Here is a 24,005-nt window from a genome sequence, read left to right as displayed (position 1 = left end):
GCGCTATATCCACAAAAAGCCAACCACCTGCAAAAAAGTCGCAATCGCCATTCTGCCAAAACCCGTTCAAAACCTTGAAGATTCAAGGCTCACGAAGCACTGTGCCCGGCCTGTGGGACGGCAGTGTTCCGCTTTCATTTCTTTTGTTCCAAGTAGGGTTGCTGTTCCTTTGTTCCGGCCCTTCTGGCCGGTATGATCCTGATGGATGAGCCGGTTTTCCGGAAGCAATGGACCACCACCAAGATGCGTGGCTTGCTGCTTCTTCCCATGATGACGAAACGCTCCTCATTTAGGGATTGTTCCGGATCTGAAATTACAAGCGCACCCTCGTCGTAGAATACCGTTTTTGCCTCCTCGAATGAAACTCCGTGTTTGGCGGCATTGCCCGCCGCTTTTTTAGGATCCCATTCGAAAGAGAGTTCGCTCATTCGCAAGGAGCAATACGGCATATTGCTGGATGATTCAAGGCATGTTTCTCAAAATGTCGGCGATATTTCGGTGCTAGGCGGCTTTTCAGAGGAAAGACTGAATGAATGCTGATTCGATTCGGCGTGGAGATTCCCTCTTGCCGCCACATGTTGTGGAGCCGTGGGAAAGTTGTCAGCTCAGGCCCGCGAGGAAACTGCTCGGCGGCTTCTCGTGGCCCCAGTCGCTGATTCCGTAGGAGCTGAGGATGATGTGGCGCTTGGCGCGGGTGAGGGCGACGTAGAAGAGGCGTTTTTCCTCTTCGAGTTTCAGGTCTCGCTTGGCGTAGTAGCTGGGGAACTCGTCTTCGGCGAGGCCGGCGATGATGACGGTGTCGAATTCGAGGCCTTTGGGTTTGTGGACGGTGAGGATGGGGGTGCTGGCGTCGTCGGTGGCGAGGAAGTCGAGATTGCGGGCGAGGGCGGCGCGATTGGTGAGTTCATTTCCGTATTCGGAAACATGGGTGTCCTGGACCTCGTCCATCTGGATTGGAAGAGTGAGTCCGGGCTGATGTCGGGGGCCTTGAGACATTCGCGCATCAGGTCGATGCTGTCCTGTTCGTCGTAGATGACGAAGTCCGAGGGGAGGCCGAGGCCGCGGGATTCGAGCCTGAGAATCCAGGCGCAGAGGCTGTGGAAGGTCTGGATGCGGCAGAGTTTTGCGGCGGGTCCGCAGGATTCCAGGACGGCACCGCGCATGTGCTCGGCGGCGCGGTTGGTGAAAGTGACGCCGAGGGTGACCTCCGGCGACATGCCGGTGGCAATGACGGCGGCCAGGCGATCCGCCATGATGCGTGTCTTGCCGGTGCCTGCGGGTGCCAATACGAGCAAGGTGCCGTGAAGGTGATCGAGGACCTGTCGTTGCTCGGGGTTAGGATAGGTCATCGCATTGCAGGAATGCTGATGGGCTGGGGAGCGGGAGACAAGGTGAAAGCTATCTGTTTTGGGGAAGGAGGCAGCGGCCTGTGGAATCGCTGTGAAATCCTTTTCGGTGATTTTCCTGATATGCTAAAAAACCAAACACCCGCCGGATCACGCGGACCCGGCGGGCTTGGGTTGGTTTTCTCAATCACGCCGCCCGCCGCACATCCACCACCGTCATTCCCGGCAGCCAGGCCTTGCACTCGTTACCGGAGCACTCAGGAATTGCCTGTCTTTCCCACCGCCACGGGGGCTTTTCATGACGCACGGTTGCCCGGACATGTGAAACAGGGGGGCTGACATCGCGCACGGGCACCCGTTCCACGCGTAACGGGGGTCCTTACAACGGGAACAGGCACTCGTTCCACGCGTAACGGGGGTCCTTACATGGGGAACAGGCAGTGGAAACACGGGCCAATAGCGTCGGGATCGAGTTTTTCGCGCCCGGTCATCGCGCGTCACGGCACCGGACACGGGAACTGAAGCTCCGGCGCCACGCGCTGGGAGTGGCACGCAGATCACTGAGGATCAGAACCTTGGAAGTTGCCAAGCCGTATCGAGGATTCCTCCTTATGGAATAAGGTTTTAATTCAGCGGCATGGCGGTGCCGGGGGCCGATCTCCTGAGGACCGGTGGGGGATCTGAGCGTTCGCGCTTTGGAGAAAATCCTTTCGTCGGTGGCCACGCCGGAATTCCGCTATGACGAAAACCTACCTACCATCCAAGGCGCGCAACCAAATAGGCGGGATCATCGTCTGCCACCTGAACATCCACCATGCTTCCGGCCCGTTCCAACATCCGGCGGCAATCGGGCGACAGATGCCTCACGTTCAGGACTTTACCGATTTTTCGGTAACGCTCGGCCAGCGACCGGATCGCCTCCAAGCCGGAAAGGTCACACACGCGGGCGTCGTGGAAATCCAAGGTCACTTGGTCGGGATCTTTCGCGGGATCGAACTTCTCGGAAAAGTCCCGCACCGAGCCGAAATAGAGCAGCCCTTCGAGTCCGTAAATCCGCCCGCCTTCAGCATCCGCCAGCGTCGTGCGCCGCACGTTCTTCGAACTCTTCCAGGCGAACACGAGAGCGGATAGAACCACTCCGCAGAACACCGCGATCGCCAGGTCCTGCCAGACGGTGATCGCGGTCACCACCACGATCACCAGCACGTCCGAAAACGGAACCTTGCCGATCGTGTTGAAGCTCGACCACTCGAAGGTCGCGATCACCACCGCGAACATCACGCCAGTTAGCGCGGCGATGGGGATTTGATCGATCAGCGGCGAGCCGAACACGATGAAAGCCAGCAACGCGCCCGCCGCGATCACCCCGGACATCCGGCCGCGGCCGCCGGAGGTGATGTTGATGAGGCTCTCCCCCACCAGCGCGCAGCCGCCCATGCCCTTGAACAATCCGGCGACGATGTTAGCCGCGCCGAGGGCGATGGCTTCGCGGTTGCCTTTGCCGCGGGTCTCGGTGATTTCATCGATGAGCTGCAGAGTCATCAGCGTTTCTACCAGACCCACCATGGAGAAAATGAACGCGTAGGGCGCGACGAAACGCAAGGTCTCCCAAGTGAGTGGAATACCGGGCCAGTGGGGCAGCGGAAAAGGCCCTTTCACGCTGGAAAGATCGCCCACCGTCTGCGTTTCCAGGCCAAGGGCCACCAGACTCACCACAATGATCGCGGCAAGAGACGACGGGATTTTCTTCGTGAACCTGGGCAACACGTAAATGACCGCCATCGTCAGCGCCACCAATCCCAGCATCGTGTAAAGCGGCAGGCCATGCAGCCATTCACCCACCGCCGCGCCGTCCCGCTCACGGAACATGCGAAGCTGGGAAATGAAAACCACGATCGCCAGGCCGTTCACGAATCCCATCATCACCGGATGGGGCACCAAACGGATCAGTCGCCCTAACCGGAGCAAGCCCACCCCGACCTGGATCAGGCCCATCAGAATCACCGCCAGAAACAAATACTCAAGTCCGGCGCCGGGACCGCCGCGACGATCCCCTTCCGCCACCAAGGCGATCATCACCACCGCCAGCGACCCGGCCGCCGAGGAGATCATGCCAGGGCGCCCACCGAACGCGGCGGTGATCAGACAGACGAAGAATCCGGCGTAAAGCCCGGCCAGCGGAGGCGCGCCCGCGACAAAGGCGAAGGCAATCGATCCGGGAACCAGCGCGAGAGCCACGGTCAGGCCGGCGAGGGCGTCGTCTTTCCACGTGCCGCGTTTTTTTTGGAAGAATTGGGAGAACATATCCAGCGGGTTACGAAAAAAGCCCGCTTCGGATAGACCGACGCGGGCTTTGAAATTTCCGAAGGATCAACCTCAATGGCGGAAGGTCTTCTTGAAGTGCAGCGCGGCGGCGGATTTCGCGATGACGCCCTGGAGATAGGCGACTTCCTCGGCATCCATGCTGTGCTCCACGCCCTGGAGTTTTTCCTGGGCGCGCTTGATCGCTTCTTCCGCGTTGAGTTCGTCGATCTCGGCTTCTCCCAGCGCCATGTCGGTTAGGACGACGACCTTGGACTGGGAGACTTCAGCGAACCCCGAACCAATGGCGAGTCTTTCAACTTTGCCGTTGTGGAGGTAGCGCAACTCGCCGGGCTTCAGCGCGGTCACAAGACCGGCGTGCTGCGGCAGGATGCCCATTTCTCCGTCCGCTCCCGGGAGATAGACGTTGTCCACGGTGTCCGAGAAGATCTTCTTCTCGGGAGTGACGATATCAAGTTGGAGAGCCATGGCGGTGGTAAATGCTGAAAACCTGAAATTCTCAGTCGCGTGGAACGGACTCGATGTTGCCCTTCATGTAGAAGTTGCCTTCCGGAACGTCGTCGAGCTTGCCGTCGAGGATCTGCGCGAAGCCCTTGACGGTGTCTTCGATAGAGACAAGGACGCCGGGGACGTTGGTAAAGACCTCGGCCACGTGGAACGGCTGGGTGAGGAAACGCTGGATTTTCCGGGCGCGGAAGACGCTCATCTTGTCCTCGTCGGAAAGCTCGTCCATACCGAGAATGGCGATGATGTCCTGAAGGTCCTTGTAGCGCTGAAGCACCATCTGCACGCCGCGGGCGACGCGATAGTGCTCCTCGCCGATGATGTCTGGAGCGAGCGCCTTCGAGGTGGAAGCGAGCGGATCGACGGCCGGGAAGAGCGCTTGCTCGGCGAGCGAACGCTCGAGAACGACGGTGGCGTCAAGATGGGCGAAGGTGTTGGCGGGAGCCGGGTCGGTCAAGTCGTCCGCAGGCACGTAAACGGCCTGGATGGAAGTGATGGAACCTTTGTTAGTCGAGGTGATCCGCTCTTGGAGACCGGCCATTTCCTCGGAGAGGGTCGGCTGGTAACCCACGGCGGACGGCGTCCGGCCAAGCAGCGCGGACACTTCGGAACCGGCTTGGGAGAAACGGAAGATGTTATCCACGAAGAGAAGCACGTCCTGGTTGTCCTCGTCGCGGAAGTGCTCGGCCATCGTGAGGGCGGAGAGCGCGACGCGGAGACGGGCGCCCGGAGGCTCGTTCATCTGACCGTAGCAAAGGGCGACCTTCGAGCCTTCCGTGAGAACCGGGTTGCCGCGGTCGTCGAGTTTCGGATGGCCCTTTTCGTCCTTCTCGGTGGCGATAACGCCGGACTCGATCATTTCCCAGTAGAGGTCGTTTCCTTCACGGGTCCGCTCACCGACACCGGCGAAGACGGAGAAACCACCGTGCGCTTTCGCGATGTTGTTGATGAGCTCCATGATGACGACCGTCTTGCCGACGCCGGCACCACCGAACATGCCGCCTTTGCCACCCTTGAGCAGCGGGCAGATGAGGTCGATGACTTTGATACCCGTGGCGAGAACTTCCGTGTTGGCGGATTGCTCTGTCAGAGCAGGAGCGGGACGGTGGATCGGCGAGCGGAAATTCGCGTCGGCGATCGGCACGTTTTCGTCCACGAGGTCGCCGGTCACGTTGAAGATCCGGCCGAGAACTTGTTTTCCAACAGGAACCGAGATCGGCTTGCCAAGGTCTGCGAGAGCCATGCCGCGCTTGAGGCCGTCCGTGGTGGACATGGCGACCGCGCGCACCCAGCCGTCACCAAGGTGCTGCTGCACTTCGAGAACGAGTTTGGTATCCACGCCGTTGAGGACGTATTGGATCTCCAACGCGTTGTAAATTTCAGGCAGCTTGGTTGCCTTGGAGAAGTCAGCGTCGATGACGGCGCCGATGATCTGGACGATGGTTCCTTGGTTGCTCATGGGAAAAAGAGTTAAAAGTTCAATGTTAAAAGTTACAGGTCACTCCATGGCCTTCATGGCCGTGGTGATTTCGAGAAGCTCGGAAGTGATGGCTCCCTGGCGGAGTTTGTTGTATTCGAGCGTGAGCTCCTTGATGAATTTCTTCGCGTTGTCGGTCGCGGACTTCATGGCGACCATCCGCGCGGAGTGCTCTGAAGCGCGGGCTTCCATGATGGCTTGGAAGACCTCGTAATTGACGTAGAGCGGAAGAATCGCGCTGAGCACGCCGGCCGGACTTGGCTCGAAGATGTAGTCGCTCACCGGATCGTTCTGGTGTTCCTCGACTTTGAATCCCGCACCGATTTCCTCGAACGCCTGATCCTCGCCCTGGCGGTGGCCTTGGATCGGAAGCAGCGTCACGACCTCGGACTCCTGGCGGAGGGTGTTCACGAAGCTGGTGAAAGCGATGGAAACCTTGTCGTAGTTGCCGTCGAGGAACTGCTGGGTGATGAACTTGGCGATCGGACGAGCCTGGGAGAACGGCACCGGGTCCTTGACGGTGAAGTCCGCGATGACCTTGATGCCGAGCTTCTCGGCCATCGTGCGGAGCTTGCGGCCGACGGTCACGAAGTGCGCGTCTGGCGAAGCCTGCAACTTGATCTTGCGGGCGAGGTTGGTGTTGATAGGACCGCAAAGGCCCTTGTCGGTGGAGATTACCAGCACCAGCTCGCGGCCGCCCTGACGGCGCTCCAGCAGCGGGTGGGATTCCTCTCCGAAGTTCCTGCGCATGTCGAACAGCATCTGGGTGAGCTGCTTGGCATACTCACGCCCGCCGAGCGCCTGGTCCTGCGCCTTCTTCATCTTGGCGGCAGCGACAAGCTGCATCGCGCGAGTAATCTGCGCGGTGTTTTTGACCGACTTGATGCGCCGGCGGATGTCGCGGAGGTTTGCCATGTTGTCGAGAGGGTAGAGTCAGGAATCCAGAATCAAGGAAGAGGAAGGAGCTTATTTCCAGGACTTCTTGAAGTCCTCGATGCCTTGGCTGACGGCTTCCACCATCGCCTTGTCCTTCTTGAGGTCCGGCTTTTCGTTGCGGATCTTGTCGAGGAGGTCGCCCTTGCGGGTGTTGAAATAATCACCCAATGCGGCTTGGAAGCGCTTCACGTCGGCGACGGAGACGTCGTCGAAGTAACCGTTCTGCATCGCGAAGAGGTAGATGGACTCCATCTCCATGGCGAGCGGGCTGTATTGGTTCTGCTTGAAGAGTTCGACGATCCGGGCGCCGCGATCGAGCTTCTTCTTGGTGGAAGCATCGAGGTCGGAACCGAACTGGGCGAAGGCCTGAAGCTCGCGATACTGGGCGAGGTCGAGCTTGGTGGTTCCGGCAACGGACTTGATCGTCTTGGTCTGGCAGGCGGAGCCCACGCGGGACACCGAGAGACCAACCGAGATGGCAGGACGGATACCTTGATAGAAAAGGTCGGTTTCCAGGTAGATCTGGCCGTCGGTGATGGAGATCACGTTGGTCGGGATGTAGGCGGAAACGTCGCCGGCCTGCGTCTCGATGATCGGCAGCGCGGTGAGCGAACCACCACCCGCGGCTTCGGAAAGACGCGCGGAACGCTCGAGCAACCGGGAGTGGAGATAGAAAACGTCACCCGGATAGGCTTCGCGGCCGGACGGGCGGCGGAGAATCAGCGACACCTGGCGATAGGCGACGGCGTGCTTGGAAAGGTCGTCGAACACGATCAGGCAGTCCTTTCCCTGGTCCATGAAATACTCGGCGATCGAGCAGCCCGCGTAAGGAGCGAGATACTGCATGGCGGCGGCGTCGGAGGCGGAAGCGGAAACGATGGTGGTGTATTCCATCGCACCCGCGTCTTCGAGGATTTTTTGGATCCGGGCGACGTTCGAGAGCTTCTGGCCGATGGCGACGTAGATGCAATACATCGGCTTGTGGTTCTGGAGCTTGCCGTTTTCCGCCGCCTTGTTTTGCAGGGCTTGGGAAATGATGGTGTCCACGGCGATGGTGGTCTTGCCGGTGGAGCGGTCGCCGATGATGAGCTCGCGCTGGCCGCGGCCGACGGGGATCATCGCGTCGATCGACATGATGCCGGTCTGGACGGGGACGGAAACGGACTTCCGCTTGATGATGCCGGGAGCGATCTTCTCCATTGGGTAGAAAGCGGCGGCGGCGATGTCGCCCTTGCCGTCGATGGGTGCGCCGAGGGCGTTGACGACGCGGCCGAGGACGGCCTCGCCGACGGGAACGGAGAGCAACTTGCCGGTGGTGCGGCATTCGGCACCTTCCTTGACGGCGGCGTAATCACCGAGAAGCACGACGCCGACTTCGCTTTCCTCGAGGTTGAGCGCCATCCCGGTGACGCCGCCACCGAACTCGATCATCTCGTTGAGCATGACGTCGGAGAGACCTTCGACCTTGGCGACACCGTCACCGACCTGGCGGACGGTTCCGACGTTAGTTTTAGCGACGGAGGAAGTGATTCCGGCGATCTGTTGTTCGAGTTCTTGAAGGATGCTGCTCATGACAAGGTATCTATTGAAAAGTGAGAGTGTTTGAAAAAATCAGAAGGCGTTGGCGAGGCGGTCGAGGCGTCCTTGGACCGAGCCGTCGAAAACGTCGTTGCCCACGCGGATGCGGAGGCCACCCAGAAGGGCGGGAGTGATTTGATATTGGACCACGAGGCCGGGTCCGTACTGGTTGGTGAGACCGGCGACCACGCGCTGGCGGGTCGAGTCGTCGATTTCCACGGCGCTCTCGACGGTCACCTCGCGGCGCTCGAGTTCGAGGCGGGTCAGGCGCTGGATCGCGGCGAGGATCGCCTTGTAGTCACGCGGCTTGGCCTCGATCAGGCGGGAAATGACCGTGCGCAGTTTCGACTCGTCGAACCGGCCGTTCGTCTGGCAGAGGCCAAACAGGCGACGAGCGGCGGCGGCGGCGGTCTTGGAAATCTTCATGGAGAGGTGAGAGAGATGAAATTTCAGGCTTCGACCTTGGCGAGCGCGTCTTCGTTGATGCGCTTCTGGTCGTCGGCGTTGAGGATCTTGCCGGTGACCTGCGAGGTGGTGGCGGCGACAAGGCGGCCGAATTCGCGCTTCAGCTCGGTGCTGAGACGGTCGCGGTCCGCCTTGGCCGCGGCTTCGGCCTTGACGAGGATCTGTTGGGCGCTGGCGATCGCTTCCTGGGCTTTTTGCTCGGTGAAAGCGGCGGCGCCTTGCTTGGCTTCGTTGATCAGGCGGACGGCCTCGTCGTTGGCCTTGGCGATGGCGGCGGCGGTGGTCGCTTCGGATTCCGCGAGCTGCTGCTCGATGCGCTTGAGCTTGTTTTCACCTTCGGCGATGCGGGTTTTGCGCTGCTCGAGCATCGCGAGGATCGGTCCGAAGGCGAACTTCTTGAGGACGAAAAGCACGATCACGATGTTGAGAACCTGCGCGATCAGAAGCGGCCACTCGACGTGAAACGTCTTCACGATGTTTTCGAGAGGATTGCCGGAACTTGGCGCGGCCTCGGCTGCTGTCGCAAGAACGTTGATATAATCGAGCATGGCGCTGTGAGCTTGGATGAAACGTGAAAAAGGAAAGGGAAAACGCCGGCGGGCTACGCACCCGCCGGCAGGGAAGAATTACTTGACGAGAGCGGCGACGAAGAAGGCGCCTTCGACGAGAGCTGCAAGAATGATGGAGAGCGTGAGGATCGCGCCGGACGCGCCAGGGTTACGGCCGGTGGCTTCGGCTGCTTTCGCGCCGATGAGTCCGATGCCGAGGCCGGCACCGATCGCGGCCATGCCGGATTGCACGCTGCCTGTGAGTTCGCCGAGGAATGGGCTGAGGTCGATGAGTGTGGTCATGAATTTAGTGGTTGGTGTGTGTCTGTGTTGGTTTTTCCGCTCCCCACGATCAGGTCATGGTCAGGGCGGGAAATTTCAATGGGCTTCCTTGTGGTCGTCTCCGTGGTCGCAGATCAGTTTGAGGAAAACGGAGGTGAGAAGCATGAAGACGAGCGCCTGGATGAGGCCGACGAGCAGTTCGAGGAAATAGAACGGAAGCGCGGGTGCGAAAGCCATCCACTTGGGAACCAGGGTCATCATGGTTTCCAGCATGTTTTCACCGGCGTAGATGTTCCCGAAAAGCCGGAAGGAAAGCGCGACCGGACGGAGCAGGATCGAGAATACTTCGATGATGCCGACCACGAAGAAGATCACGATCATGAAGATTTTCATGAAGCCGCTGAAGTCGCCCTTGGGAGCGAAGATGTGTTTCAGGAAACCGACGGGACCATTTTCGGTGAGAGCCCAGTAGAACCAGAGAGCGGTGAAGATGAGGGCGAGGGCGGCCGTCATATTGAGGTCGGCGTTGCCCCCGCGAAGAATGGGCGAGCCACCGTATTTAATGGTGCCGACCGCCGGCAGAAGACCGATCCAGTTGGTGAAGAGAATGAGGATGAAGACTCCGCCGAAAAACCAGAAGGTGCGTTTCACAAGATGCGCGCCGAGGATCCCTTCGAGGAAGTCGTAAAGGCTTTCCACCAGCCACTCGGCGAGGTTCTGAACACCAGCGGGAATGAGCGCCATCCGGCGGGTGGCAACCATCGAGAACAGCACTACCAGTAGAGCCGCGGCCCATACCATCAACATCGAGTTGGTGATCGGCAGATCGCCGAACACGCGGTCGGCATATAGCGGCAGCGCGTGATGCCCACCCTCTTCAGAGGCAAACGCCGCCAGCGGGCTCAGGATCCAGAAAATCGTGGTGGAGAGGAGAAAACGCATGCAATGGAGCCTGCTGTCGGCGGGCGCGAGGTCTTTAAAGGATCGCCGCCAACCTCCGCAAGTTCTATTTGTGAAAAATTTCACAAGCCCTGGAGATTCCGCGGGTTGGCAAGGAATCCGCGCCACCAGACCGGGCGAGCTCCCTCGATATCGATCGGCAAGCGGGCGCTCCCGGCCTCCCGCGGCACCACACGCCGGTTCCCGAACCGCGCGTCAGAACACGCGCTAACCCATCCTAACAAAAAAATCCGGCAGGCCCGCCGTCATCCGCCGATCGCCGGATCCCGCGCGGCGCAAGCCAGAAAGCCCCTGCAAGTCAAGCCGCCACAGCAAAAAACTCCCTTTATTTTCAACAGATTTTCTCTTGCCAAGCCCCGGTGCCATTCTCAGAAACGTCGCTGCCATGAACAAATCTGAATTGATTGAAGCCATCCAACTCGCCCTCGGAAAAGACGCCACCAAGCGTGCCGCCGACGAAGCCCTCGAAGCGGTCCTCTCCTCCATCGCCGCTGGCGTGAAGAAGGACCAGAAAGTCCAAATCATCGGATTTGGAACCTTCGAGGTCAAAAAGCGCGCCGCACGCCAAGGTCGCAACCCGAAGACCGGTGAAGCCATGAAGATCGCCGCATCCAAGTCGGTCGGCTTCAAGCCTTCGTCCGTCCTCAAGGCCAGCTTGTGATTTGCCGGGAGGCGAAAGCTTCCCTAACCCACCATTAAAAAACCAAAAAACCCCGGCCATCAGGCCGGGGTTTTCTTTTTGAATCGATCAGGCGGTTAAATTCTCAGAACCAACCCTTCTTGTTCGTGGTGTTGCAGGTTCTGTGGACATAGTGCTTTTGATCTACTAAGCCCTGCCCGACCAAGCAAGCCTCAAGAGCCATGAAACCAAGAATCACTCTCGCAGAAACCCAACTCCCCGACGGGAACATCCTCTCCCTCCAGGAGCACGACGGGCGCAAGTCCCTCCTCGTTCACGGCCAGCAAATCTGCGGCCCCGCCACCCGCGCGGCCGAGGAGGAACTCGCCCGGCTCGCCTGCGCGCCGTTCCGCCCCGCACGCCAGCCGCAGATCTGGTTCGCCGGTCTCGGTCTCGGCCACACCATCGCCGCCGTCGCCAGGGAACTCCCTCAGAAACGCGCCAGCTTTTTCGTCGCCGAGCCGCTCGCCGCCATCCCCGACTGGCACCGCGCCCACATTCCCGACAGCCCGTTACTGACTGACAGCCGCATCACGCTGGAAAACGATTGCGGCCCGCAGGCTCTCCTCCGCCACGCCGGACTGCTCCACGCCATCCTCGTCCATCTCGACGCCTCCCCCACCGGCCCGCGCAACCGCAGCTGGGTGGACGAGCGCCGCTGGGTTTCCGCCGCCTACGAGGCGCTCCAGCAAGGCGGCCTGCTCGCCATCGCCGGTTCGCGCCACGTCGCCAACCTCACCCGCCGCCTCCAGGGCTCGGGCTTCGAAGTGGCGGAATTCACCGTGCCCTCCTCGCCCAACGCGAAGCGCCCCCGTTTCCTGCCGATCTGGCTCGCCCGGAAAGGCAAAGCCGCGGATTGATCTTTCTCCGAGGGCATGCTTGATTGCGCCGCACCCATGGCCCGCCTCACTCCTTTCCACATCCTTCCCGCCTTGATCGCAGCTGTCTCTCACGCCGGTGAAGTCACCATTGAACCGCGGCCTTTTTCCGTCGAAAAATCCTTCAACACCACCGCCCTGCCGGCTGGCGATTGCGTGCTTCTGAAACTCGATCCGAAAGCCTGGACCGATTTCAAAATCATCCAACTCACCAGCCACGGCTCCAAGGTGGCGAAAGGCGACGTGCTCGTCCGCTTCGATTCCGAGGCAATCGACAAGAAACTCGAAGACTCCCGCCGCGCGCTCGAAGCCGGTTCGCTCGCCCTCGCGCAGGCCGAGCAGGACTCGAAAACCCTGCAGGAAACAGCCGCTAACAAACTGGAAGCCCTCCGCCGTACGGCCGGGATCGCCAAGGAGGAAAACACCTACTTCACCCAGGTCCGCCGCAAGGCAGTCGAAGACAGCGCCGCCCAGGCCCTCAAGCGCAGCAACCAGATCCTTTCTAACCAACGAGAGGAACTCAAGCAGCTCTCCAGGATGTACGAGGCGGACGACATCACGGAAAACACCGAGGAAATCATCCTCGTCCGCCAGCAGGACGCCGTCGCCGCCGCGGAGTTCGCCCAGCGCATGGAAAGCCTCGACCACAAGCGCACCCTCGAAGTCACCCTCCCCCGCGAAGCCAAGGCCCTCGCCGACACCGAGCGCGACACCGCCATCGCCCTCAAGAAGGCCGAGACCGACATCCCGCGCTCCATCGAGCTCAACAAGCTCGAACTCGAATCCCTGACGACCTCCAACCAGCGCGCCAAACAAGCACTCGCCGAACTCGAAGCCGACCGCACCCGCTTCGAGTTCAAAGCCCCCGCCGACGGCTGGTTCTATCACGGCCCCATCGAAAACGGCCGCTGGACCACGGGGAAAATATTGGAAACCCTCGTTCTTCACGGCCACCCGCCCGCCCACGCCGCGTTCGCCACCTTCGTTCCCGGAACCACCAAACTGGCCCTCGTTTCATTCCTCGACGAGGCGACCGCCCGCTCGCTCAAGCCCGAACTCACCGGAGCCGCCACCCTCCCCGGCCGCGAGGATGTGGAAATCCCGGTCAAGCTCCTCAAGCTCGCCGCCACCCCCTGCCCCGACGGCACCTACCGCGCGGATTTCTCCGCCACCTGGCCCAAGGAACCCGTCCCCGCCGCCGGCGCGACCGCCCAGGTCCGCATGATTTCCTATCAGCAAGCGGCCGCCATCGTCATCCCCACCAAGGCCCTCAACTTCGCCGCCGACGGCTGGACGGTCGAAGTCAAACTCGCCGACGGCAAGACCGAGCGCCGTCACGTCAAGCGCGGCCGGGTGTCCAAGGACGACACCGAAATCCTGTCCGGCCTCGAAGCCGGCCAAGTCGTCGTCGTGCCGTGAGATCAAGCCCGCTCATCTCCCTGTTTTTCACGATCTCCACGTTCGCGTTGGCACAGGAAAAACCAGCGGAACTCCCGGAAGTCACCCGCGCGTCCCTCGACGCCTCCATCCGGCGCGGCGTCGATTTCCAGATCACCCGTCAGAACACTAACGGCTCATGGGGCAGTGCCGCCCACACCAAGGACCTCAACATCTACGCGCCCCTCCCCGGCGCCCACCACGCCTACCGCGCCGGAGCTACCGGCCTCGCGCTGTCCGGCCTCATCGATGCCGCCGACCCGCGCCCCGAGGTCGAGGCCGCCATCGCCAAAGCCGCTGCCTGGACCGCCGCCGAGCTGCCGAAACTCCGCCGCGCGGACCCCACCACCACCTACAATGTCTGGGGCCACGCCTACGGACTCCGCGCCATCTCCCGCCTCCACGCCCGCGAGAAGGATCCCGCGAAAAAAGCCGAATGGGCCGCCCTCGCCCAAGGCCAGATCGATCTCGCCAACCGCTACGCCGACATCAACGGCGGCTGGGGCTACCTCGACGTCTTCGACAACCTAACCACCCAAAAGCCTTCCGGCATCCCCACCGCCTTCACCACCGCCACCTTGCTCCTGGCGATGGATCAGGCCAGCGCCACCATGGATGTGAAACCCGATGAGAAGCTCGTCCGCAAAGCCATCGACAGCATTAACTATCAGCGCACGCCGGACTTCTCCTACACTTACTCGTTCAACCACCGGATGCGACCGCGGAGCGACATCAACCGCCCCGCCGGCTCGCTCGCCCGCTCCCAAGCCTGCAACGCGGCCCTCCGCGTCTATGGCGAAAAAGCCGTCACCGACGAAGTCCTCACCACCTGGGCCGACCGATTCCTCGCCCGCGAAGGCTTCCTCAGCAACGTCCGCAAACGCCCGGTCCCGCATGAGGGCGCGTTCCGGATCGCCGGCTATTTCTACTACTACGGCATCTATTATTTCACCGAATCCGTGAAACTCCTGCCCAAGGAAGCCCACGCCGCCTACGCGAAACGCCTCGCCGCGATTCTGTTGGAACGCCAGGAAAAGGACGGATCGTGGTGGGACTATCCGCTCTACGACTACCACCAGGCCTACGGCACCGGTTACTCGCTCATGGCCCTCGCCTGGTGCCGGGACACTCTGGCAGATCGGCCTCTTAACTGATTCGCGCCTTCAACCGCCGTCTCACGGCCTCGAGCGCCGCCTGACTCACCGCGAGTTTGAAGTCCTTGCGATTGCGCGGATGAAACACGCTGAAGGCCTCCGTCGGAGCGTCCCGCGCCGCCACCGCGATCCACGCCGTGCCCACCGGCTTTTCCTCCGAACCGCCGCCTGGACCGGCGATGCCTGTGACAGACACCGCGATGTCCGCGCCACTCTTCTGGAGCGCTCCGTCCGCCATCGCGCGGGCGACGACCTCGCTAACGGCACCATGCGTTTCGATGTCTTGCGCGGAAACTCCGAGCATCCCGGTCTTCGCCGCGTTCGCGTAAGTCACGAAGCCATGGGTGAAAACCTCGCTCGCGCCCGGCACGTTGGTGATCCGGTTGGCGATGAGCCCGCCCGTGCAACTCTCGGCGGTGGCGAAGGTCATCCCGCGCTCCCTGAGCAAGCGGACGACGGTCTCTTCCAATGAACTTTCATCATCGCTGATCAGATAGGAGCCGAACCGTTCGAGCGCGATCTCGCGCCCCTCCACCAGCGCCGCCGCAGCGCCGATCAAACGCAAGTCCACCTCGCCGATGTGCGCGCAGTAGCCGTATTCCAAGCCAGGAACCGCCGCCAGCCGCGCGTCGATGCCTTGGTGGAAATCGCTCTCGCCAATTCCGGTGAATTTCAGCACCAGCGCCTCATGCAGGTTCTCCACCCCCGCCAAGGCGAGCAAGCGCGGGACCACCTCGGCCTGATACATCGGATAAAGTTCACGCGGCGGTCCCGGCAGCAGAAACATCGCGCAATTCGACCGCCCGTTGAGCCGCGGCGGGACGTAGATTCCGGGCGCCGTGCCATTCGCATTCGGTAAAATATCCGCGCCCACCGGACAGAGTGCCTGCTTGAGATTCGCATCCACCATCGGCCTGCAGCGCAGGGCGAAAAAGCCTTCCAGCGAGCGCAACGCCGCCTCGTCCGTGATCAATTCCAAGCCCAGCACCTCGGCCGTGATTTCGCGGGTGAGGTCATCGCTGGTCGGCCCCAACCCGCCCGTCACGATCACCGCATCCGCGCGACCGAGCGCTTCCTGCAGCGCGTCGCGGATCGCATCGCCGTCCGGCACCGTCGTCTGGCGGGAAATCCGCAGGCCGAGCTTGAACAACTCACGGCCGAACCACGCGCCGTGGGTGTTGAGCGTGTTACCCAGCAGGAGTTCGGTTCCGGTGTTGATGACTTCGATTTTCACGTCGCGAATCTGCGACATCCCGGCGGCGACTCAAGGCCGGATATTTCAACGCGCGATCCTGCCAGCCACCAGCCAAAGCAACCCCGGCACCAGCAGGCTCAAACCGAACGCCCAACCCGGCGACTCGTGCCCAGCCCGGCCGATCGCCGCGAACAGAAATCCCATCGGCACGCTGCCACAGGCCAAGGCCACCGTGAATCGTCTGAACGGCATCCTCACCAGTCCAGCCGTGCAGGAAATCACTTCCGGTAGAATCGGCAGCGCCCGCGACAAGGCCACCACCCAGCCGCCGCCGTTAGTAAAAAGCCGCCGGCCCTTTTCATAATCGCACTCCCCAAGCCAGCGCCGCGCGAACCGCTCGCCACAAAGCCGGCCCAAGCCGTAGCCCGTAATCCCGGCTAACATCAATCCAGCGGCCGCCGCCAAGCCACCGACGAAAGCCCCGTAAATATAACCCAGCGCCGAAATCACGACCGTGCCGGGAACCGGCAACGCCAAATCGCCGATCAACAATGCAATTCCCGCCGCCCAAGCCCACGGCCCGGCGCTATTGAGCCACGCCACGCTTCCCTCGAGGGTGAACCGCTCGTCCCAGCCCGCGCCCCAGATCACCCAGGTTCCGAGAACGAGAATCGCGAGTCCGAGAAACCAAATTACCAGCCTCATCGTCAGTTAGCTCAAGCGTATCCCAGCCACGGTCCCAGCCATTTCTCGGCCTCCTCCAAACTGATGCCCTTGCGCCGGGCGTAGTCCTCGACCTGATCTTTCCGCAGCTCGGAAATCGCGAAGTAATGGCTTTCCGGATGCGAGAAATACAACCCGCAAACCGCCGCTCCGGGATGCATCGCGCAGCTTTCCGTGAGTGTCACGCCGGTTTCGACAGAGGCACCTAGCAACTCGAACAAGGGCGGCTTCTCGGTGTGGTCGGGCTGCGCGGGATATCCGGGAGCGGGACGGATGCCCTGATAGTTCTCATGAATCAACTGGTCGTGCGTGAGCTCGTCCTCGGTTTCATAACCCCACTCGACGCGCGCCTTGTGGTGGAGGAACTCCGCGAAGGCCTCGGCGAAGCGGTCGGCGATCGCCTTGACCATGATCGAGCCGTAAGGATCGATCTGCTTGTCCAACTCCTCGGCATATTCATGTGCGCCGTGGATGCCGACCACAAATCCGCCGATGTAATCCGGCGTAGCGGCGATCACCGGTCGCCGCGAGCCGTTTTCTCCCACAAACTCCCAATCCACCAGCCCCGCCGCCTTCGGATTCCCCAAAACATAACTCCGCTGATTCCAATAATCATCCGCATCCCGGACAATGTGATCATAAGATTCCTTCTGCCAAAGCGAGCCCTCGCGCCCCAACAGAATATTAATTTCCTTCGCCGAAGCCGACTTGATCCCCTGCAAAATCTTCGACAACGAAAAGCCTTCCCTGGGCTTGACCAGGAAATGCACGTGATTCGGCATCACGCACCACGGGCCGAGGTCGTAATGATCACCGTCGAAACGAAACAACGTGTTTTTAACAATATCCGCGATCTCGGGTCGCTTCATCCAACATTCACCATACCCGGCGTGAAGCGCGGTTTCCATCCGCTCGTTGTAAAGGCCTTCGAGTTCGTTTTTGAGTTGAGCTGAAAGAGCTGCGTCTCCCGCGTCTTCGGCTTGCTTGTGTTTGAGAAGGATTTCCTGCTTTTCCTGCTGATATTCGGTAAGGACGGATTGCGGGAGTGAATCAGCGAGCCGGAAGGTGATGGCATAGGTGGCTCCGTCCTGGTGCCAGTGAGGAAGATGGCTTTTGTCGCTGCGGGCGATGGATTTTTCGGGGTTGAGGAATGACGGGGCCATTCGCGGCGACCGGTGATCGCCGCTACATGGCGCGACCCAGTCGGCCAGCGCGACGTTGGGCTTGCCGGAGTCTTTCTTGAGCTGCTGGCGGAGGCTGTGGAAACGCATGCGCTCCGTCGTCCGCGTTTCGTCGCTCCAGACGATGATGTCGTCGCCTGCGGCGTTTGCGGGGAAAAATCCGTAGATGCCTTCCGCCCGGAAACGGTCTTCGGCGATGATGCGGTCCACCCAGGCCATCGCGTCCTGATAGAGCTTGCCGGCTTCCGCCGCGCCCTCGGCGTTTTTGGTTTTGAGAATCTGGTTTTCCCGGTCCCACACGCCGCGGAGTTCCCAGGCGTGGAAGAACGGCGTCCAGTCGATGAACTTCGCGAGCTCGCGCAGCGACGGGCTCTTGATCGTCCGCGTGCCGGTGAACGACGGCACCGGCGGCGAATAGTTAGACCAGTCGAACTTCGGGCCGGCGGTTCGTGCTTCGGCGAGAGTGAGGGTGTCCTTCTTCGGCCCGCCGAGGAAGTTGTCGCGCAGTTTTTGCTGCTTCTCGCGGTTCTCCTGGGCGAAGGCGTCGCGCTGGTCTTTCGACAGCAGTGACGTGGTGACAGGCACCGAGCGCGAGGCATCGAGCACGTGAACCACCGGTCCCGAGTAATGCTGCGCGATCTTGATCGCCGTGTGCGCGGCGGAAGTCGTCGCGCCGCCAATGAGCAGCGGCACCTTGAAACCGAGGCGCTCCATTTCCTTGGCGACGTGGACCATTTCATCGAGCGACGGCGTGATCAGACCGGATAGACCGATGACATCCGCCCCGAGCTCCTTGGCTTTTGCCAGGATCTTGTCGCATGAAACCATCACGCCCATGTCGGTGACTTCGAAGCCATTGCAGGAAAGCACCACGCCCACGATGTTCTTGCCGATGTCATGAACGTCGCCTTTCACCGTGGCGATCAGGAAGCGACCTGCCGAGCGGCCGCGTTCCGCGAGCTTGAGCGCCTCGTCATCAGTGAGCGCGGGGTTCTCCAGCTTGATCGCGGCGATGTCGCCCGCGAGATATTCCGCCTTGTCCGCCTCCATGAACGGAAACAACCAGGCGACGGCCTTCTTCATCACCCGCGCGGATTTCACCACTTGAGGCAGGAACATTTTCCCGGCTCCGAACAGGTCGCCGACCACGCCCATGCCATCCATCAGCGGGCCTTCGATCACCTTGAGCGGACGCACGTATTTCAGACGCGCCTCCTCGGTATCCTCGTCGATGTATTTGTCGATGCCGCGGAGCAGCGCGTGTTCGAGACGTTTTTCCACCGGCTCGTCGCGCCATGACAGGTCTTCCTCGATCTTCTTGCCGCCGACGTTCTTATAACTCTCCGCGAGTTCGAGAAGCCGCTCGGTCGAATCCGGGCGGCGGTTCAGCAACACGTCCTCGACGCATTCCAACAGGTCTTTCGGGATCTCGTCGTAAACCTCGAGCATGCCGGCGTTGACGATGCCCATGTCCATCCCCGCCAGTCCGGCGTGATAGAGAAACGCGGAGTGCATCGCCTCGCGGACCTTGTTGTTGCCGCGGAAGGAGAAGGAAATGTTCGAGACACCGCCTGAGACCTTCGCGCCGGGGAGGTTCTCCTTGATCCAGCGGGTCGCGTTGATGAAATCGAGCGCGTAGTTGTTATGCTCCTCGATGCCGGTGGCGACGGTCAGGATGTTGGGGTCGAAAATGATGTCGTCGGGATTGAAGCCGACGTCATCGACAAGAATCCGGTAGGCGCGCTCGCAGATGCGGATCTTCTCCTCGTAGGATGCTGCCTGGCCGTTTTCATCGAAGGCCATGACGACCACCGCCGCGCCGTAGCGCATGATGTGGCGGGCTTGTTTCTTGAAGTTCTCCTCGCCCTCCTTGAGCGAGATCGAGTTCACAATCCCCTTCCCTTGCAGGTATTTCAGGCCTTCCTCGAGGATCTCCCACTTCGAGGAATCCACCATGATCGGCACTTTCGCGACGTCCGGCTCACCTTGGAGCAGTTGCAGGAAACGGCTCATCATCGCCTTGCCGTCGATCAGGCCGTCGTCGAAACAGATGTCGATGACGTTGGCGCCGTTGGCGACCTGCTGGCGCGCCACCTCGACGGCGGCTTCCAGGTCACCGGCTCTAACGAGCTTCGCGAACTGCGGGGAGCCCGCGACATTCGCGCGCTCGCCGATCATCAGGAAGCGCTTGTCGGCGGTGTGGTTATAGGCCTCGGTGCCGGACAGACGGAGGGCGTGGGGAATGGTTTTCATTTAGGAGAAGAGTTAACCGCAGAGGCGCGGAGGTCGCAAAGGGACGCAGAGTTAAGATGGGAAGTTGTGGACGAGGCGCTTGATGCCGTCTTTGAGGAGCACGGTCCGGAAATTGATAAGGAGTCCGAGATGGTTGTTGGACATGCGTAAATACGTTAGGAGTTGCGAAGAGTGGATCTGCTGCAAGGCCTCGACCGTCTTAAGTTCGACCATCAGGCAGCCATCAACCAGCAAGTCGATGCGATAGGCGTCGGGGATCACCAGCCCTTTGTACGTGATTGGAAGAAGCAATTGCCTCACCGAGCTGATTCCACGGAGGCTCAACTCATGTTGCAAACTGGCTTCATAGGATGACTCGGGCAGTCCTGGCCCCAAATCCTGGGGAACCTCAATCGCCGCCCCAATCACTTCGTTTGATAGCTTGTTCAGGTATTCCTTCATCTCATCCCAGTGTTGTTAATTTTTCTCCTTTGCGTTCCCTTCGCGCCCTTTGCGTCTCTGCGCTTCAATCCTATCGAACAACGGGAATCTCCCGCGGCGCGTATTTCGCCACGGCCCTGGCAATCGCGGCGACGTGCTCCGGCGTGTTGCCGCAGCAGCCACCCGCCAGGTTGAGCAGACCCGCTTTGGCGAATTCCGCCATGTAGTCGTGCATGTGCTGCGGATCGAGGTCGAAGCCGGTGGGCGCGAGCGGGTTGGGCAGCCCGGCGTTGGGATAACAGGAAACGCAGGTGGCCGCGCACTCGGAGAGCTCTTCGAGGTGCGGGCGCATCAGGTCCGGACCGAGCGAGCAGTTCAGGCCGATGGCGAGCGGTTTGGTGTGGGCGAAGGCATTCCACAGCGCCTCGACTTTTTGCGCGGAAATCATCGTTTCCCCCCCCAGCCCGACGGCGGCGGAAATGATGAGGGGAAGATGCACCTTGTCTTCGTCATAGACTTCCTGCACCGCCACGGCGGCGGCTTTGGCGTTGAGGGAATCGAAAATCGTTTCGATCATCAGGATGTCGCAACCGCCCTCGATGAGGCCGCGGACCTGGTGTTTGTAGGCGGCGAGCACTTGATCGAAGGTCACCACGCGGAAGCCCGAGTCGTTGGCGTCGGGGGAATTGGTGAGTGAGACGGTCAACGGCCCGATGGCACCGGCGACGTAGCGCTTGCGGCCGGTGTCGGTGCCGACGTCGTCCGCCCACTTGCGGCAGAGGCGGGATGACTCGACGTTCATTTCCCAAGCGAGATCGTTGAGGAACGGGTTTTCGAGGATTTTCTGGAAGAACTCCGGGTCTTTCCGGCCACCCTTTTCGCGCGGGTCCTCGACAAAAAACTCGCTCTGCGCGATGCCGGTGGCGGAAAACGTGTTGGTCTCACAAATGTCCGATCCTGCCTCGTAAAAGCGCTTGTGGATGTCGCCGATGATTTCCGGGCGGGTGATCGAGAGAATGTCGCCGTTGTTCAGGAGATCCTTTTCGTTATCGGCAAAACGCTCGCCGCGGGCATCGGACTCATTGAGTCCGTAGGTCCGGATCGTGGTGCCCATCGCCCCATCGAGCACGAAAATGCGCTCGGCGAGGGCTTTTTGGAGTTCGGAAGTGGGGTCAGTCCGCGGCATGGGCGGAAGTTAAGCCCCATTCCGGGCCCGCTCAAGCGTCAAATCTTCATATCTGGATATGATGATGGGAGTTTTCAAGGGACATTAAATCCACTGACAAGACCACCATGACTCCAATGACGACCACCCGCCGGCAGTTCCTCACTTCGACCACCGCCCTCGCCGCCGGCGCCTGGCTCGCCCCGCGTTTCGCGATCGCCCGTTCCGGGCCCTCGGCCAACAGCAGGATCAACCTCGCCTGCATCGGAGTCGGGGGCCGCGGCGCGCTCAATCTCCAGGGCCTTGCCGGGGAAAACATTGTGGCCTTGTGCGATGTGGATGACCAAAACGCCACCGAGGGAATCCGCTACGTCAAGGAATGGGTTGACGCGGGCGTGCAGCGTGGAATCCTCGACAATCAAACGCCCCCTGCCGATCGCGTTGAGTCCCGCATGACCGAGCGTCGAGCGGCGGATGATGTAGCTCCCGGAAACGCCCATGTGGACGTCCACCCGGGAGAGAACGCAGTCCTCGACCAGGATGTTTTTCATGAAATTGGTGGCGCCCCGCCCCCAGCGGCTGCGGTCGTGGATGTCGTTCCCCATCCGGCAGTGGATCATGCGGAAGTCCACCACAAGGTCGGCCCGTTATCCGTAGGTGCCCATGGCGACGGGTTTGCCCGCGCTGCCGATTTTTGATAGGTCTTTCTCCCGTCGATCACGCAATTGCGCAGGATGACGTTAGCGCACTGCTGGGCACTCAGAAAACCACTGTAGGGCTGCCCGATATCGGTCTCGCCGGTGACGGCTGCGTCACTCCGTCCGCCACCGTTCTGGAACGTCTGATGAGGATGTTGCGGTCCCAGTAGCCGGATCCCCTCTCCTGCTTCATCCTGTTGGCGATATTGGTGAAAACTCCGCCTCTTAGAACCAGTGTTTCCGGGTCGATCGGCCGGGCCTCGACGCGCGTGACGACGTCGTAGTCCCAGTCGATCGCCCCCTCGATCGAGCCGTCCCGGCGGAGAATGAAAACCTCTTTTTGCTCGACCCCGTCGTTCTGGTTCAGACCGCGGCGGATGAAGTGCATCTGGTTCTTGTTCTCGACCAAAACCAGGCAGTCTCGGGCAGGTCATCGGTCACCCCGTCGCCGACCGCGCCGAAGGCTTCATAGGTGACCACGCTGGTGGCCGGCTCCGGATTGCAGCTTGCCGCATGCATGGCACCAACCGAGGTCGCCACGAAGACCACCCATCCAGTGGCAACTTTTTAAAAACGAGAGGAAAATTTCACGGCGGATGGGACGGCGCGGTAACTTACGGTGGCGCGTGATTTCTTTTATCACCTTCCAAGTCACCAGGATGATTCCGCGCGAGACATGGCGGTTGGAAACCGCCGCCACGTTGCGCGGGAATCTTTTCGTGCTTCGTTCGGTTGCGCTTTCTATTGAATCCGGATAAGCGCGGGATTCTCGGTAGAGGCTTCGATCTTGCTGCCCGCCTCGCGGATGGAGGCGGCCTTCTGGAGGCTCAACGCCTTGGGAAAATCCGGTTCACCTTTGGCGAAATCATCGGCGATCCGCTTGAGTTCGGGAACAACCGGTTTCGCACGGGCACCGTAGCTGCAAAGGATCTTCATCAGCTCGGCGGTCCGCTTCTCGCTGGCCCACGGATTCTGGGAGCGCGCGTAGTCCACGCAGGCTTGGATTCCCTCCTCGGCTTTTCCCTTGAGCTGGGCGAGCGCCGGGCGATCGCGATCGCAGCGCGCTCCCTCACCACGGGAGACCAACTGGAAAGGCGCTCGAAAAGCATCTCCACGCCCAGCTTGTCGTAAGCGCTGAATTTGTCGCCCTGCGACCACCCCCGTCCGTCGAGGACGGTCTGTTTCGCGACTTCGGCGGTCAGTGGAGTGATCTGGCTGCGCCGCCTGCCGGTGAGCCAGATGTTCTTGAGCGGCATCGCGTAGGCGAGAAGGTAGGCGCCAGTGGCGTCCCAGTTGCCGGTGCTGTCGTCCTTCACCTCGGGAGGGCCTTGATGGCGGACGGCGCCGTCCCAGCCGCGGGCGAGATCGAAGGACCACGCGCCGAACTCGTCCATCCACGCGCCGCTGGCCTGCGGGCCGGCTTGCGCCACGCCGGGCATCGCCCATGTCATGTTCCAGAAGTTGCCGGTATGGCCGCAGTCGCGCTCAGCACCATGGGAAGCGAGACTCATGCGGGCGAAACATCCGGTGGCTTGAAGTTCATCGAGCAGGTTGAACAACACGGCGGCCATCAGGGTTCCTCCATTAGGGAAATACCACGGGAGGCTTTCCTAACAGGCTTGTACACCGTATTTTGTGCCTTCAGTCTTCCTGAATGCCAAGAAATCCCGACAAAATCGACTATTCCCAAGGCTTTCCCGAAGGCTTCGATGTCTTCGCGTCCATCAAGGACCCGCGCGACGGCGGGCACACTCTTCACCATTTCGGCGAAATCCTCTTCATCGCCTTCGCCGCCGTGCTCTGC

Annotated in this window: 24 protein-coding genes and 2 pseudogenes; 4 read left to right on the top strand and 22 right to left on the bottom strand. The window is 61.0% G+C overall.

The genetic code is table 11. The features are described 5' to 3' along the window. Positions 1-134: 134 nt before the first annotated feature. From AC4DF4_RS10790 to AC4DF4_RS10730, 13 genes and pseudogenes are all read right to left on the bottom strand, one after another. Entirely contained in the window at positions 135-428 is a 294-nt protein-coding gene (locus AC4DF4_RS10790; protein ID WP_490048131.1) for a BrnT family toxin, read from the bottom strand. A 172-nt stretch (positions 429-600) separates the two neighbouring features. Beyond that, a complete protein-coding gene (locus AC4DF4_RS10785) occupies positions 601-948 on the bottom strand; it encodes a 3'-5' exonuclease (protein WP_490048130.1) in 348 nt (115 codons plus the stop codon). An 86-nt stretch (positions 949-1,034) separates the two neighbouring features. Beyond that, positions 1,035-1,349: pseudogene (locus AC4DF4_RS10780) on the bottom strand (UvrD-helicase domain-containing protein); the annotation flags it as partial. A 750-nt stretch (positions 1,350-2,099) separates the two neighbouring features. Continuing rightward, a complete protein-coding gene (locus AC4DF4_RS10775) occupies positions 2,100-3,650 on the bottom strand; it encodes a SulP family inorganic anion transporter (RefSeq protein ID WP_490048129.1) in 1,551 nt (516 codons plus the stop codon). Positions 3,651-3,722: 72 nt separating this feature from the next. Continuing rightward, entirely contained in the window at positions 3,723-4,136 is a 414-nt protein-coding gene (gene atpC, locus AC4DF4_RS10770; protein WP_490048128.1) for an ATP synthase F1 subunit epsilon, read from the bottom strand. Between the two features lie 31 nt (positions 4,137-4,167). Continuing rightward, positions 4,168-5,631 carry a F0F1 ATP synthase subunit beta gene (atpD, locus tag AC4DF4_RS10765; RefSeq protein ID WP_490048127.1) on the bottom strand — a complete coding sequence of 488 codons (1,464 nt, stop codon included), beginning with the start codon at positions 5,629-5,631 and terminating at the stop codon, positions 4,168-4,170. Between the two features lie 39 nt (positions 5,632-5,670). Continuing rightward, positions 5,671-6,564 (bottom strand): ATP synthase F1 subunit gamma, encoded by an 894-nt coding sequence (gene atpG / locus AC4DF4_RS10760; RefSeq protein ID WP_490048126.1) that lies wholly within the window; start codon positions 6,562-6,564, stop codon positions 5,671-5,673. A 51-nt stretch (positions 6,565-6,615) separates the two neighbouring features. Beyond that, positions 6,616-8,157: a F0F1 ATP synthase subunit alpha gene (gene atpA, locus AC4DF4_RS10755; RefSeq protein ID WP_490048125.1), complete on the bottom strand. Its 1,542-nt coding sequence runs from the start codon at positions 8,155-8,157 to the stop codon at positions 6,616-6,618. Between the two features lie 39 nt (positions 8,158-8,196). Beyond that, on the bottom strand, positions 8,197-8,589 hold the full coding sequence (locus AC4DF4_RS10750; protein WP_490048124.1) for a F0F1 ATP synthase subunit delta: 393 nt from the start codon (positions 8,587-8,589) through the stop codon (positions 8,197-8,199). Between the two features lie 23 nt (positions 8,590-8,612). Then, on the bottom strand, positions 8,613-9,176 hold the full coding sequence (locus tag AC4DF4_RS10745) for a F0F1 ATP synthase subunit B (protein ID WP_490048123.1): 564 nt from the start codon (positions 9,174-9,176) through the stop codon (positions 8,613-8,615). Positions 9,177-9,254: 78 nt separating this feature from the next. After that, positions 9,255-9,479, bottom strand: a complete 225-nt coding sequence (locus AC4DF4_RS10740) for an ATPase (protein WP_490048122.1) — start codon at positions 9,477-9,479, stop codon at positions 9,255-9,257. A 75-nt stretch (positions 9,480-9,554) separates the two neighbouring features. Further along, positions 9,555-10,400, bottom strand: coding sequence for a F0F1 ATP synthase subunit A (gene atpB / locus AC4DF4_RS10735; protein WP_490048121.1), 846 nt, complete (start codon positions 10,398-10,400; stop codon positions 9,555-9,557). Between the two features lie 225 nt (positions 10,401-10,625). After that, positions 10,626-10,805, bottom strand: a complete 180-nt coding sequence (locus AC4DF4_RS10730; protein ID WP_490048120.1) for a hypothetical protein — start codon at positions 10,803-10,805, stop codon at positions 10,626-10,628. Between AC4DF4_RS10730 and AC4DF4_RS10725 the strand changes: the two genes are divergently transcribed. The 4 genes from AC4DF4_RS10725 (at position 10,804) to AC4DF4_RS10710 (ending at position 14,566) form a co-directional block, all read left to right on the top strand. Further along, a complete protein-coding gene (locus AC4DF4_RS10725) occupies positions 10,804-11,079 on the top strand; it encodes an HU family DNA-binding protein (protein WP_490048119.1) in 276 nt (91 codons plus the stop codon). The two genes, AC4DF4_RS10730 and AC4DF4_RS10725, sit on opposite strands and share 2 nt — an antisense overlap. Before the next feature lie 200 nt (positions 11,080-11,279). Further along, the gene (locus AC4DF4_RS10720) at positions 11,280-11,957 is read left to right on the top strand and encodes a hypothetical protein (RefSeq protein WP_490048118.1); all 678 of its coding nucleotides are present in this window, start codon (positions 11,280-11,282) and stop codon (positions 11,955-11,957) included. Positions 11,958-11,993: 36 nt separating this feature from the next. Next, positions 11,994-13,394, top strand: a complete 1,401-nt coding sequence (locus tag AC4DF4_RS10715) for an efflux RND transporter periplasmic adaptor subunit (RefSeq protein ID WP_490048117.1) — start codon at positions 11,994-11,996, stop codon at positions 13,392-13,394. After that, positions 13,391-14,566 carry a hypothetical protein gene (locus AC4DF4_RS10710; RefSeq protein WP_490048116.1) on the top strand — a complete coding sequence of 392 codons (1,176 nt, stop codon included), beginning with the start codon at positions 13,391-13,393 and terminating at the stop codon, positions 14,564-14,566. The genes AC4DF4_RS10715 and AC4DF4_RS10710 overlap by 4 nt, the downstream gene beginning before the upstream one ends. Here AC4DF4_RS10710 and AC4DF4_RS10705 read toward each other — a convergent pair. The 9 genes and pseudogenes from AC4DF4_RS10705 to AC4DF4_RS10665 all read right to left on the bottom strand — a co-directional run bounded on the left by AC4DF4_RS10705 (position 14,559) and on the right by AC4DF4_RS10665 (position 23,775). Then, positions 14,559-15,800, bottom strand: a complete 1,242-nt coding sequence (locus AC4DF4_RS10705) for a competence/damage-inducible protein A (RefSeq protein ID WP_490048115.1) — start codon at positions 15,798-15,800, stop codon at positions 14,559-14,561. The two genes, AC4DF4_RS10710 and AC4DF4_RS10705, sit on opposite strands and share 8 nt — an antisense overlap. Before the next feature lie 45 nt (positions 15,801-15,845). Continuing rightward, complete coding sequence (locus tag AC4DF4_RS10700; RefSeq protein WP_490048114.1) at positions 15,846-16,466, bottom strand: TVP38/TMEM64 family protein; 621 nt, start codon at positions 16,464-16,466, stop codon at positions 15,846-15,848. An 11-nt stretch (positions 16,467-16,477) separates the two neighbouring features. Next, positions 16,478-19,909: pseudogene (locus AC4DF4_RS10695) on the bottom strand (vitamin B12 dependent-methionine synthase activation domain-containing protein); the annotation flags it as partial. 60 nt (positions 19,910-19,969) lie between these two features. Next, positions 19,970-20,359, bottom strand: a complete 390-nt coding sequence (locus tag AC4DF4_RS10690; RefSeq protein ID WP_490048113.1) for a GxxExxY protein — start codon at positions 20,357-20,359, stop codon at positions 19,970-19,972. A gap of 70 nt (positions 20,360-20,429) precedes the next feature. Next, complete coding sequence (locus tag AC4DF4_RS10685; RefSeq protein WP_490048112.1) at positions 20,430-21,524, bottom strand: homocysteine S-methyltransferase family protein; 1,095 nt, start codon at positions 21,522-21,524, stop codon at positions 20,430-20,432. A 74-nt stretch (positions 21,525-21,598) separates the two neighbouring features. Further along, positions 21,599-22,054, bottom strand: coding sequence for a hypothetical protein (locus AC4DF4_RS10680; RefSeq protein WP_490048111.1), 456 nt, complete (start codon positions 22,052-22,054; stop codon positions 21,599-21,601). A 208-nt stretch (positions 22,055-22,262) separates the two neighbouring features. Next, positions 22,263-22,589, bottom strand: a complete 327-nt coding sequence (locus tag AC4DF4_RS10675) for a hypothetical protein (RefSeq protein WP_490048110.1) — start codon at positions 22,587-22,589, stop codon at positions 22,263-22,265. A gap of 353 nt (positions 22,590-22,942) precedes the next feature. Beyond that, a complete protein-coding gene (locus tag AC4DF4_RS10670; protein ID WP_490048109.1) occupies positions 22,943-23,137 on the bottom strand; it encodes a hypothetical protein in 195 nt (64 codons plus the stop codon). Beyond that, on the bottom strand, positions 23,137-23,775 hold the full coding sequence (locus tag AC4DF4_RS10665; protein ID WP_490048132.1) for a DUF6288 domain-containing protein: 639 nt from the start codon (positions 23,773-23,775) through the stop codon (positions 23,137-23,139). Before AC4DF4_RS10665 ends, AC4DF4_RS10670 begins: the two co-directional genes overlap by 1 nt. Between the last annotated feature and the right edge of the window lie 230 nt (positions 23,776-24,005).

The organism is Luteolibacter sp., from assembly GCF_058122085.1.
This window is presented reverse-complemented; position numbering and strand designations above follow the sequence as displayed.